A 13,000-nucleotide genomic window follows, 5' to 3' on the forward strand; every position below is an offset into this window, starting at 1 on the left:
CAACACTAAACAATTAATGTTCGAAAGTCTTTTCAATGGCGTGCTGCATTGCGCAGATTACAGAGAGAAGAAATCAGATCAAATCGTGGAGATCAGGAGTTTACTCTAAATCACTGGATTATTGTAGGTTTTTTTATTTTAAATATATGAAGACAATTAAAACTCAATATAGATTATGACAATAACAGCCATTATAGTCGGCGTGATCTGCCTTGTAATTGGTGCGGTGATAGGAATTCTTTTTTCTAAAAGCTCACTTAATACCAAGGGTACATTTATTATAGATGATGCAAAAAAGAATGCCGAAAACCTTATAGAAAAAGCTAACGTACAAGCCGAATCCATAAAGAAAGAAAAAAACCTTCAGGCTAAAGAAAAGTTCTTGGAACTGAAATCTCAGCATGATGCAGATATCCAGTCTCGTGAAAGGAAAATGCAGGAGATTGAAAAAAGAACGAAAGACAAAGAACACAAGTTGAATGACGAGCTTAGCAAGACAGGAAAACTTGAAAAAGATTTAGATAAGCAGATTGCTGATTATTCTAAAAAAACCGAAATTTTAGAAAGAAAACAACAGGAATTAGATGTTGCAACCGCAAAAAAAGTTGAGATTCTTGAGAAAATTTCTAATTATTCTGCAGAAGAAGCAAAAGCTGAATTGGTAGAATCTTTAAAGGCAGAAGCAAAAACCAGAGCTCAGGCGCATGTTCAGAGTATCATGGAAGAAGCTCAGTTGAATGCTAAAGGTGAAGCGAGAAAAATCGTTATTCAAACCATTCAAAGAATCGGAACTGAACAGGCGATTGAAAACTCAGTATCAGTATTTAATATTGAATCTGATGAAGTAAAAGGTAGAATTATCGGTAGAGAAGGTAGAAACATCCGTGCTTTGGAAGCGATAACTGGTGTAGAAATCATTGTTGATGATACTCCGGAAGCTATTCTTCTTTCATGTTTCGATCCTGTAAGAAGAGAGATCGCAAGATTATCACTTCACAGATTGGTTACAGACGGTAGAATTCACCCTGCAAGAATCGAAGAAGTTGTAGAAAAAACAAGAAAACAAATCGAGGAGGAGATCATTGAAGTGGGTAAAAGAACGATCATTGATTTAGGAATCCACGGTTTACACCCAGAATTGATTAAAATCGTAGGTAGAATGAAATACCGTTCTTCTTACGGACAAAACTTACTACAGCACTCAAGAGAAGTGGCGAATATCGCTGCAACAATGGCTGCTGAATTAGGTTTAAACGTAAAATTAGCGAAAAGAGCAGGTCTATTACACGATATCGGTAAAGTTCCTGAGCAGGAATCTGAACTTCCTCACGCTTTATTAGGAATGCAATGGGCAGAAAAATATGGTGAAAACGCAGAGGTTGTGAATGCAATCGGAGCTCACCACGACGAAGTTGAAATGACTTCATTATTGTCTCCGATCATTCAGGTTGCCGATGCAATTTCGGGAGCAAGACCGGGAGCAAGAAGACAGGTGTTAGAATCTTACATCCAAAGATTGAAAGATCTTGAATCTGCAGCATTAAGCTTTGAAGGAGTTTCTTCAGCGTATGCAATCCAAGCGGGTAGAGAATTGAGAGTAATGGTAGAAAGCGGAAAAGTAAATGACGAAGTAGCTTCTCAGCTATCTTATGATATTTCTGAAAAAATCCAGAACGAATTAACGTATCCTGGACAAGTAAAAGTAACAGTAATCAGAGAAACGAGAGCTGTGAATATTGCGAGATAATAATCGAAAAAAGATATTTAATAAAAACCTTTCAAGAAATTGGAAGGTTTTTTATTTTTAGCAAAATTTAAAAATCCAAAATGCAAGAACTTTCTTTGTCCTCAAAAATGAGACTTATCTTTTCTATTCCCGTTGTCATTGCTGCTTTAGGCTACTTTGTAGATATCTACGACCTGCTTTTGTTCGGTATTGTAAGAATTCCCAGTCTGAAGGCTTTAGGCTTAAATCCTGATGTCGACGGAACTTTTATTCTTAACTGTCAAATGGTCGGTTTGCTGATTGGCGGGATTTTCTGGGGTGTTTTCGGAGATAAAAAAGGACGGTTATCTGTTTTATTCGGTTCGATCCTTGTTTATTCTTTGGCAAATATCGCTTGCGGATTTTTACCCTATTTTCCAAAAGAGCATTTGGTGTATCAATATGCGGGGTTAAGGTTCATTGCAGGAATTGGTCTTGCCGGAGAACTCGGAGCAGGAATTACCCTTGTTTCTGAGAGTTTACCGAAGAATCTAAGAGCCATCGGAACTTCTGTTGTAGCCGGATTTGGATTAATGGGCGCTGTTGTCGCTCAATTAACCGTACAATTAGCGGGAGGTTGGAATATTTCCTATATTATCGGTGGCATTTTAGGGATTTTACTTTTATTTTTAAGAATCAGTGTGGCAGAATCCGGGATTTATAAAAATATTGAACATCAATCGGTTTCAAAAGGAAATTTCCTCTCATTTTTTACCAATAAAGATCGTTTAATAAGATATTTAAAATGTATTGCCGTCGGATTACCGACTTGGTACTGCATCGGGATTTTGGCGGTTTTAGCCAATCAGTTTGCTCCCGAAATGGGAATCGAAAGTCTTAATCCCGGAAAAGCAATTATGTGGGCGTATGTCGGTATTTCTGTCGGAGATTTTACCAGCGGATTTATTTCTCATCTCTTAAAATCCCGTAAAATGGCGATTTTCTATATGTTGGCTTTCACGATTATTGGCGTTGCGATCATGCTTTTCGGAAATACGAATACGGAAACAAAATATTATATTTTCTGCGTCTGGCTTGGTTTGGGAACAGGATATTGGGCGATGTTCGTGACGTTGGCTGCAGAACAGTTCGGGACAAATATCAGAAATACAGCAACGACAACTGTCCCGAATATGGTTCGTGGATTGGTTCCGGTAATGATTTTTGGTTTTGATTTTTTTAAGACTAATTTTTCAGTGATTATCAGTGCTGCAATTGTCGGAATTATCGTGTTTGGTTTAGCATTTTATTCATCTCTTACCATTTCCGAGACCCATGATAAAGATCTTGAATTTATAGAATAATTATAAGTGTTTAAGAAATATTTAAGTAAGACTTTGCGTTATAGTAGTAACTAAGTTCAGTATAGTAAACAAATTATGAAATTTAATATTAAATTATGCGTTGAATAATTAATATTTGTTTAACTTTGAAATGTAACAAAAACTAAATTATAATCTCAAAACCAAATCACATGCAGAATTTTTTGAAAAATGCTACAAAATTAAAAAAAGCCGATCTTAAAAACATTACGGGAGGTGTAAGCGGAACTCCGGATCTTTCACTTTGCGGATGCGATTGCGCGGGAGCTGTTACAGGTCCTAAATATTGCGGTCAGTACATGGCTTGTCCACAAGTTTACACTTGCGATCAGTCGGCGGTATAAAAAATTATTTCAACTTGAAATAAACATTTCCACATTTAATACGCAAAAACCTTTTGATTTATCAGAAGGTTTTTGTTATTACTATAAAGCATGAAAATCTCTTGATTTGTAAAAAAAGCAAATGAACTTTATTTAAGCTTATATATTTTGTCATAAATGCTTTTTGTGAAAACGATATCAAAAAGAAGAAAATATGACGTTATAAAAATCATTAAAAACAGGATTTTTATCTCTCACCGAAAATCCTTATTTTTGCATATCTAAAAGTAAAAGAAAGAATGAATTCCTACAAAAATCCATTGGAAGAGCGCTATTCGAGCGAAGAAATGTTATTTAACTTTTCACATAATAACAAATTTCAAAATTGGAGAAAACTTTGGATTGCCCTTGCTGAAATTGAAAAAGATTTAGGTCTTGACATCACAGATGAGCAAATCGCTGAGTTGAAAGCCAATGCTGAAAATATTGATTATGATAAAGCTGCAGAATATGAGAAAAAATTTCGTCATGATGTAATGGCTCACGTTCACGCATATGGTGATGTGGCGCCTTCTGCAAAAGGAATTATTCACTTGGGAGCAACTTCGGCATTTGTAGGAGATAATACAGATTTAATTCAAATCCGTGACGGACTTTTAATTATTAAGAAAAAGTTGGTTAACGTAATGAAAAATCTTTCTGATTTTGCTATTCAATACAAAGATTTACCAACTCTAGGATTTACACATTTCCAACCGGCTCAGTTAACCACAGTTGGAAAAAGAGCGACACTTTGGTTACAAAGTTTAGTTTTAGACATCGAAGAGCTTGATTTCTTCTTAGAAACATTGAGATTCCGTGGTGTAAAAGGAACTACAGGAACTGCAGCAAGTTTCTTAGAGCTTTTCAACGGCGATTATTCTAAAGTAAAACATTTAGATAAAGAGCTTTCAAAAAGATTCGGTTTTGAGAAAGTTTTCGGAGTTTCCGGACAAACTTACGATAGAAAAATCGATGCAAAAGTTGTGGCTTTATTAGGAAATATTGCTCAATCTGCACATAAATTTACCAACGATTTACGTCTTCTTCAAAATTTGAAAGAAGTTGAAGAACCGTTCGAAAAAAACCAAATCGGTTCATCTGCAATGGCTTACAAGCGTAATCCAATGAGAAGCGAAAGAATCGGAGCACTAGCAAAATTTGTCATGTCTTTAACGACAAGTTCTGCAATGGTGGCTTCAACGCAATGGTTTGAAAGGACATTGGACGATTCTGCAAACAAGAGATTAACAATTCCACAGGCGTTTTTAGCAATTGATGCGATTCTATTAATCTGGAACAACATCATGAACGGAATCGTGGTGTATCCAAACAGAATCAACAAACATATTATGGAAGAACTTCCATTTATGGCGACAGAATACATCATCATGGAAGAAGTGAAAGCTGGTGGCGACCGTCAGGAAATTCACGAAATTATCAGAGTTCATTCTATGGAAGCTTCTAAACAGGTAAAAGAAGAAGGAAAAGAAAACGATTTGATCGAAAGAATTCTAAATGACCATTCTCTGAAATTAGACAAATCAAAATTAAAAGAAGTTCTTGATCCTAAAAACTTTATCGGTTTTGCACCAATTCAGACGGAAGAATTCATCGCAAATGAAGTTCAGCCCATTATTGATGCCAACAAAGATCTGATAGGTTTGGAGGCTGATCTTAAAGTATAAATCAGATGCAGTCTTTTCGGCTGCATTTTTTACTTTGTTAAAATTGAAATCTTTGACAAAGTTTTGTGGTGATTGATTTTTTTATGGCAGCTTTATCCGCCTTCCGCTCCCGCTTTTTGCCTACACTTCGTTTCGGCAAAAGAGCTCCGCTCAAGTCGGGCTGCGAAGGTTTGTCGTTAAAATAAATTTCAATTAAAAATTAAAAATAAATCTAATAAATATCTGACATCTAATGTCTAATAACAAAAGAATTTTCGTAGAAAAAAGAGGTATTTTCGATGTAGAAAGTCCAAAAATTTTTGATGAAGTAAAAGCGGTTGTTCCATCAATCCAAAGCGTAAAGGTGTATAACGTTTACGATATTTTTGGGTTAAATGATGGTGAATTCGAAAAGGTTGTGAACAGCACTTTCGTAGATCCTGTTACTGATATTTTGCACGAGGAAGATCCTGCAAAAGGAATCTGTTTTGCAATGGAGTTTTTGCCGGGACAATACGATCAGCGTGCAGATTCTGCGCAACAATGTATCGCTTTGCTCACTGGAAATGAGAAGTCTAAAGTAAGAAGCGGTAAATTGATTGAATTTGAAGGTGTTTCCGAAGCTGATTTAGCAAAAATAAAAGACCTTTTAATCAATAAAGTAGAATCTCAACAAAAAGATTTATCAGTTTTTGATTTTCCTGCGGATGAAATTCCTTCCAAGGTTTTAATTCACGAAAATTTCATCAATTTTGATGATGCTCAGCTTGAAGATTTCTTTAACAATCACGGGTTTGCTTTAGGCTTGGATGATTTAAAGTTCATTCAGGAATATTTTAAAACTGAAAAAAGAAATCCTACAGAAACTGAACTTAAGGTTTTAGACACGTATTGGAGTGACCATTGTCGTCACACAACGTTTGAAACAGAGTTGTCAAATATTGAGTTTGAAGGACAGTTTAAACATACATTGGAAACCATTTTCAATGATTATATTGAAAAAAGAAAATTCTTAGGACGCGAATTAAAACCAATTTCTTTAATGGATTTGGCGACAGTTTGCGGAAGATATTTCCATAAAACAGGTAATTTGGATAACTTGGTGGTTTCTGACGAGATCAACGCTTGTACTATCCAAATCGAAGCTGAATATGACGGTAAAAAAGAGCCGTGGTATTTATTATTCAAAAATGAAACCCACAATCACCCGACAGAGATTGAACCTTTTGGTGGTGCTTCAACGTGTTTAGGTGGTGCGATCAGAGATCCTTTGTCCGGACGTTCTTACGTTTTTCAGGCGATGAGATTAACGGGTGCTGCTGATGTTTTAGAACCTGTTGATAAAACGTTACCGGGTAAATTACCTCAAAAAACAATCACAAAACAGGCGGCAAACGGATATTCTTCTTACGGTAACCAAATCGGTTTGGCGACTACAATGGTTTCTGAAATCTACGACGAAGGCTACAAAGCAAAAAGAATGGAAGTTGGTTTCGTTACCGGAGCTGTTCCTGTGGATTGGGTAAGACGTGAGAAGCCTGAAGCTGGTGATTCTATTATCATTTTAGGTGGTGCAACGGGTCGTGACGGTGTTGGTGGAGCAAGCGGAAGTTCAAAAGAACAGGACGAAACTTCGATTCATACAATGAGTTCTGAAGTACAGAAAGGAAATGCCGTTGAAGAACGTAAAATCCAGAGATTATTCAGAAATCCTGAAGTGACGAGATTGATTAAAAAATCTAATGACTTCGGAGCTGGAGGTGTTTCTGTAGCAATCGGTGAAATCGCTGATTCTTTGGAAGTTAATTTAGATGTTTTACCTTTAAAATATGAAGGTTTGAACGGAACCGAGCTTGCTATTTCTGAATCTCAGGAAAGAATGGCGGTTGTGGTTGAACCAAAAGATAAAGAGCAGTTCATCAAGTTCTGTGAAGCTGAAAATATTGTAGCTGTTGAGGTGGCGAAAGTGACAGATTCAGGAAGAATGCAGATGTTCTGGAAAGGTGATAAAATTGTAGATCTTTCAAGAGAATTTTTAGATACAAACGGTTGTTCTAAAAGTCAGGAAGTTAAAATTACTCACCTTAATGAAGTTAAAGAAGAAACTCAATCATTTAATGAAGAGAATTTCTTAAAAATATTAGGTGATAAAAACGTTGCTTCTCAAAAAGGTTTGTTGGAAATGTTTGATTCTTCTATCGGTGCTACTACGGTTGCGATGCCTTTAGGTGGAAAATATCAGCAGACTTTGATGGAAGGAAGCGTTCAGACGTTACCGATCATCGGAGCAAAAAATATTGAAACAGTTTCTTTGGCAAGTTGGGGATTTGATGCAGAGATTTCTAAGCAGAATTCTTTACTGGGAGCTTCTTATGCAGTCGTTGAAAGTGTTGCTAAAATCGTTGCGATGGGTGGCGATTATAAAAATATCAGATTCAGTTTCCAGGAATATTTTGAGAAATTAGGTCAGAATCCGGAAAAATGGGGCAAACCTTTGGCTTCTCTTTTGGGAGCTTATGATGCACAAGTTAATTTCGGTTTGGCTGCAATTGGAGGAAAAGACTCAATGAGTGGAACGTATCAGGATTTGAATGTTCCGCCAACCTTGATTTCTTTCGCTTGTGCGAATGGACAAAAGTCAACGATTATCTCTCCTGAATTTAAAAACGAAGGAAATAAAGTTTATTTCTTCAATCATATCGCTCAGGAAAACGGACTTCCAAATTATGATGCTTTAAAAGCAGTTTTTGAATTAATTTTTGAAAATATTAAGACTGGAAAAATCGTTTCTGTAAAAACGATTAAAGAAGGTGGAGTTGCAGTTGCTTTAGCAAAAATGAGCTTTGGAAACAGATTAGGTGCTGAAATTACAGTTGATGAAAACGTTTTATTAACTAAAAATATCGGTAGCTTAATTATTGAATCTAAAGAAGAATTAAGTTCTACTAATCTTCAATTGATCGGAGAAGTAAAAGATTCTGGTATGCTGAAAATAAACAATCTCGAATCTCGAATCTCGAAACTCGAATCTGCAAACACCTCTACGTTTGAAAATCTTTTCCCGACAGTTGAAAAAGAAAAAATAACGGTTGAAATCGATGAGAAATTAAACTCGATCAATCCAAGAAATATCATCATTAAAAAACACGGAATCGCTCAGCCAAAAGTATTCGCTCCGGTTTTCCCGGGAACAAACTGCGAGTATGATACGCTGAATGCTTTCGCAAAAGAAGGTGCAATTGTAAGCAGTTTGCCTTTAATCAATATCAATCACCAATTGCTGGATGAAAGTATTGATGCGTGGGTGGAAGAAATTAAAACTTCTCAGATTTTGGCATTTTCAGGAGGTTTCTCTGCGGGTGATGAACCGGATGGTTCTGCAAAATTCATCGTAAATGTGTTGAAAAACGAGAAGATGAAAAATGCCGTTCACGAATTGTTGGACAGAGACGGAATGATTATCGGAATCTGTAACGGTTTCCAGGCTTTGGTAAAATCTGGATTGTTGCCTTACGGAAGAATCAAAGATTTAGATGAAAATTCTCCTACTTTGGCTCACAATGCGATCAGAAGACACATTTCTCAGATGGTCAACGTGAAAGTATTAAACGATGAATCGCCTTGGTTAAAAGGAATGAAAGGACAAGTGTTCACGATTCCGATTTCTCATGGTGAAGGTCGTTTTATGGCTTCAGAAGAGGAAATTCAGAAGTTGTACGAAAACGGACAGATTGCAACGCAATACTTAGATTTAGATGGAAACATCGCTCACGGAATGCCGTTCAATCCAAATAATTCATTGTTCGGAATTGAAGGAATTACAAGTCCGTGTGGTAAAATCTACGGTAGAATGGGACACCCGGAACGTTTTGCAGAAGGGTTGATGAAAAACATTCCAACTGCGAATTATCACAATATATTTAAAAATGGAGTGGAATACTTCAAATAAAAATAAAAAGAAAATGACTGTCATTAATGGCAGTCATTTTTCAAATCTGGAAGGTTTCTATGAAGAAATTTCCCAACTTTTCATGAAAGATGAAGATTGGAAAGTCGGGACTTTGGATGGCTTCGATGATATTTTGTACGGTGGTTTTGGGGTGTTTGAAGACAATGAAGAAATTGAAATTATTTGGAAAGATTCTCAGAAATCAAAAGAAGATTTAGGCTTTAATTTAACCAAAGAATTTTACGAAAATAAAATCAGACAAGGAAAACCTTTCAACGTAGAATTAATTCAACAAAAACTGGATGAATTAATTGACGGAAACGGACAAACCTTATTTGAAATTTTAATTGAAATTATAGAATCGCATAAAAATATTACATTAACTTTGGAGTGATTTTTAAACACAAATAGCCCTAATTTTTTCACAAATAACACAAATATCTGTGCAAATCCGTGAAATCTGTGGGATAAAAAACAGGTTTAAATCAATTAGGAAACTGACATGTCATGTTAAGCTTGTCGAAGCATCTTGTAATTCTTAAAATCTTAATTATTCAATTAATTTTATATAAAAACCAATCTATCAATGCCCAATTTATTTTCCTACGGAACTTTACAAAAAGAGCAGGTTCAGATCGAAACCTTCGGAAGACTTTTACAAGGAGAAAAAAATGTTCTTACAGGTTATAAACTTGAAATGTTAGAAATCACCGATCCTGAAGTGTTGAGAAAAAGCAATCAAAAATATCATCCGATTTTAGTATTTTCAGGAAATATTGAGGATGAAGTAGAAGGCATTTTATTTAATGTGTCTGACGAAGAAATTCTTCAGGCTGATGAATATGAAGTGGATGATTATAAAAGAATTGAAACAACTTTTAAGTCTGGAAAATCCGGATTTATATATGTAAGAAAATAGTTTTAATCTCATATAAAAAAAAGAGTCTGTCAACAATTGTCGACAGACTCTTTTTTTAGACACAATTTTTAGTTTTATTGTACAAAAATCCATAAATCGCCACCAATCATATAAGCCTTTGCGGCAAAATCGTAAGGTGTACCTCCCGCTGTAGTACCACTTCCTGTCAACACATCGGGAATACCTGTACAAGGCTGATGAATTCCTATAGATCCACCCATTCCGGGTATAGATTGACTAGGATTATTGGGTTCTCTAAGTTGAAATTTCATATAAGTCCAACGTTGATTATCTGCTATACTTTGAGGGATTTGGTTAGGTAAAAGATAGCTTCCATTATACCACGAATCAATGGGATAAGGATGTCCTGATGAAGTATCGGACGATGTATATGTTGCATATTTTGTCTCTCCTCCAGGAGGTAAAGGTATCGAAGGACCTAAAGCCTGGAAATCAGGATAACAGGTATTTGGATCCATCGTGAAAAGTGTATAATGGAGATCTAAGCTGTGATTATAATCAAAGTTTATAATGTGTACATTTTCCTCACCCGTGACTGGATTGTTTTGAGCAAAAGAAAATGTTCCTAAACTTAAGCCAATAATGATGGTTAATATTTTTTTCATGATTATTTAAATTTTGAATTTTGATTAATTTGGTCAAGTTTTGCGTTGTAGATTTTTACCGCCCATGTTAGGATTTTATCGCGATCTCCTTCAGTTGTTTTTGAGATTTCTTTTTCTTTTACTCCCGTTGATTTTATTAATTCTATTGCTGAAGGAATAAGGATATCCTTACGTCTGTCACTTAATTCAAGAGATTTTCGGTTTTTCATCTCTTCCGGAGTCTCGCGGTTTTCAGGACTTTCTAAGCTTTTGATAGATTTTTCAAAATTCAGAACTTCTTCACTTTTTGTGGTGCTCATCGGATTGATTGTCGATGATTCGGTAGTGCACGAAATGAATCCTGCCAGTAAAATGGCATAGAGTAATTTGATTTTCATATTATTAATTTGTTGATTGTAAAACAAATATATAGAAAATTATTATATCATAATGTAGTGATAAATATTTTTTAAATATAAATGTTGAATTTGTGGTATTTTTTACTTAAAAAAAACTCTATTTAATGTAATTTTTGAATGGAAATTTTAGAATAATGATATTTCGGAAACATATTTCCAATACACCAAAATCCCTACGACAACCGACAAAATCGCCATCAAAATAACAGCTCCTGCAGCAATATCTTTAATAAAACCAATCCTTTTATCAAATTCAGGTTGAATGATGTCACAGATCTTTTCAATCGCGGTATTGAAAATTTCGGCACTTAAAACCCCAAAAGAAACCATTAAAACTAAAATGGTATCAATCGTTGAAAGTTTTAAATAAAAAATAAGAAAGAGATTAACAAAAAACGCCAAAAGCTCAAGCTGAAAATTTCTTTCACTTTTAATCATCAGGAAAACACCTCGGAAAGCATTAAAAAAACTCTTATGAATGGGTGGTTTTCGCATTGTGAAAAGATTATTTACAAATATAATTATTTGCTTGAAGAAAATCCCTATCTTTAGTCCATTATGATATTTTCGGATGTCAGAAAAAATGGAGTGGAAGTGGTTACAAAATTCTTTTGATCGTTTTGTTAATAACTCTCAGGATTATTCTTTTCCATCTATTTACTATTTATTATATTTGTAAAAATTTATTTTTAAATCTATGAAATTTATTATTTCAAGTGGTGAACTGCAGAAGGCTTTGCAAACTGTAAGTGGCGTAATATCAAGCTCTCAATCGAGACCGATTTTAGAAAACTATCTTTTTGAATTAGACGGAAACATTGTTACCATTACAGCATCCGATGGGGAGACGACTCTTGTGACGACTCTTGATGTGAAGTCTGATGATTCAGGGAAATTTGCTGTTCCGGCTAAGATTTTTCAGGATTTTATCAAGACTTACGGAGAACAGCCTTTAACATTGGCGGTGAAAGATAATGCGGAAGGAACGGGAAGTCAGCTTGAGATTTTAGATGAAAAAGATAACTTTGCGGTGGCATTAGACAACGCAGATGATTATCCGGATTTGCCGGAATTTGACGCTTCTCAAAGTGTTACAATGCCTGCAGGAGTTTTATCTGAAGCTCTTACCAATACGCTTTTTGCAACAAGTAACGATTCTCTTCGTCCGGTAATGACAGGAGTTTTGTTCCAGTTTGGAGAAAATGAAACCAACTTTGTTTCTACAGATTCTCACAGATTGGTGGTGTACAAAAGAATGGATTTGATGAACGCCGAACCGATGGAATTCATCATGCCTAAAAAACCTTTGAATATTTTCAAAAATATTTTAGCAAGTTCAAATGAAGACGTTAAGATCGACTTCAACGAGAATATGGCTAAATTTACTTTTGGTAAACATATCTGGATCTGTAGATTGATCGACGGAAAATATCCAAACTATACAGCGGTAATCCCTAAGGAAAACCCGAATGTATTGACAATCAACAGGAATCTTTTATTAGGAGCAATTAAAAGAGCTTCTATCATGTCTAATAAATCTACTAATCAAGTACGATTTAAGCTGTCTGCAAATATTCTTCACCTTCATGCGGAAGATACGGAATATGCAAACAAAGCAGACATGCAGATTCCTTGTGACTATAACGGAGAAGACATCAACATCGGGTTTAGCTCTAAATTCTTAACGGAAATGTTGACAATTCTTGGGTCAGACGATATCACAATGAAAATGTCTCAGCCAAACAGACCGGGAATTATTGAACCTCTTGATGGTCTTGAAGAAAACGAAAATATCTTAATGTTATCAATGCCTGTAATAGGATTGTAATATTAATTTAGATAAATATAGTAAAGAGGTTTTGATTTTTCAAAATCTCTTTTGCTTTTCATTAAAAATTCTTTTGCAGCTTCATCTGTGAAATCGGAGGGGAGAAAAATCCACTCAATCCAAGAAAAAGATTTTAATAAAACTATTTGTTTTAAGAGAGTTAA

Annotated in this window: 11 protein-coding genes; 8 read left to right on the top strand and 3 right to left on the bottom strand. The window is 35.2% G+C overall.

All coding sequences use genetic code 11. The annotated features are described in order from the left end of the window. Positions 1–175 precede the first annotated feature (175 nt). The 7 genes from rny to J3D55_RS09390 all read left to right on the top strand — a co-directional run bounded on the left by rny (position 176) and on the right by J3D55_RS09390 (position 9,984). A complete protein-coding gene (gene rny / locus J3D55_RS09360; protein WP_259130569.1) occupies positions 176–1,747 on the top strand; it encodes a ribonuclease Y in 1,572 nt (523 codons plus the stop codon). Positions 1,748–1,827: 80 nt separating this feature from the next. After that, positions 1,828–3,069, top strand: coding sequence for an MFS transporter (locus tag J3D55_RS09365; RefSeq protein WP_310466883.1), 1,242 nt, complete (start codon positions 1,828–1,830; stop codon positions 3,067–3,069). Between the two features lie 170 nt (positions 3,070–3,239). Further along, the gene (locus J3D55_RS09370; RefSeq protein ID WP_259130573.1) at positions 3,240–3,431 is read left to right on the top strand and encodes a hypothetical protein; all 192 of its coding nucleotides are present in this window, start codon (positions 3,240–3,242) and stop codon (positions 3,429–3,431) included. A gap of 278 nt (positions 3,432–3,709) precedes the next feature. Beyond that, positions 3,710–5,137: an adenylosuccinate lyase gene (purB, locus tag J3D55_RS09375; protein WP_259130575.1), complete on the top strand. Its 1,428-nt coding sequence runs from the start codon at positions 3,710–3,712 to the stop codon at positions 5,135–5,137. A gap of 232 nt (positions 5,138–5,369) precedes the next feature. Then, positions 5,370–9,065: a phosphoribosylformylglycinamidine synthase gene (locus J3D55_RS09380; RefSeq protein WP_259130577.1), complete on the top strand. Its 3,696-nt coding sequence runs from the start codon at positions 5,370–5,372 to the stop codon at positions 9,063–9,065. Beyond that, the gene (locus J3D55_RS09385; RefSeq protein ID WP_259130578.1) at positions 9,043–9,459 is read left to right on the top strand and encodes a barstar family protein; all 417 of its coding nucleotides are present in this window, start codon (positions 9,043–9,045) and stop codon (positions 9,457–9,459) included. The genes J3D55_RS09380 and J3D55_RS09385 overlap by 23 nt, the downstream gene beginning before the upstream one ends. Positions 9,460–9,651: 192 nt before the next feature. Further along, on the top strand, positions 9,652–9,984 hold the full coding sequence (locus J3D55_RS09390; protein ID WP_259130579.1) for a gamma-glutamylcyclotransferase family protein: 333 nt from the start codon (positions 9,652–9,654) through the stop codon (positions 9,982–9,984). 74 nt (positions 9,985–10,058) lie between these two features. On the opposite strand, the gene J3D55_RS09395 is transcribed toward J3D55_RS09390, so the two are convergent. The 3 genes from J3D55_RS09395 to J3D55_RS09405 form a co-directional block, all read right to left on the bottom strand. Then, complete coding sequence (locus J3D55_RS09395; protein WP_259130581.1) at positions 10,059–10,610, bottom strand: hypothetical protein; 552 nt, start codon at positions 10,608–10,610, stop codon at positions 10,059–10,061. 2 nt (positions 10,611–10,612) lie between these two features. Next, positions 10,613–10,987, bottom strand: coding sequence for a hypothetical protein (locus tag J3D55_RS09400; RefSeq protein WP_259130582.1), 375 nt, complete (start codon positions 10,985–10,987; stop codon positions 10,613–10,615). Positions 10,988–11,134: 147 nt separating this feature from the next. Beyond that, the gene (locus J3D55_RS09405) at positions 11,135–11,503 is read right to left on the bottom strand and encodes a diacylglycerol kinase family protein (RefSeq protein WP_259130583.1); all 369 of its coding nucleotides are present in this window, start codon (positions 11,501–11,503) and stop codon (positions 11,135–11,137) included. Positions 11,504–11,705: 202 nt separating this feature from the next. On the opposite strand from J3D55_RS09405, the gene dnaN reads away from it, so the two are divergent. Then, a complete protein-coding gene (gene dnaN, locus J3D55_RS09410) occupies positions 11,706–12,836 on the top strand; it encodes a DNA polymerase III subunit beta (protein WP_259130585.1) in 1,131 nt (376 codons plus the stop codon). Positions 12,837–13,000: the final 164 nt, after the last annotated feature.

Source organism: Chryseobacterium ginsenosidimutans, from assembly GCF_024807225.1.
Lineage (GTDB): Bacteria > Bacteroidota > Bacteroidia > Flavobacteriales > Weeksellaceae > Chryseobacterium > Chryseobacterium ginsenosidimutans.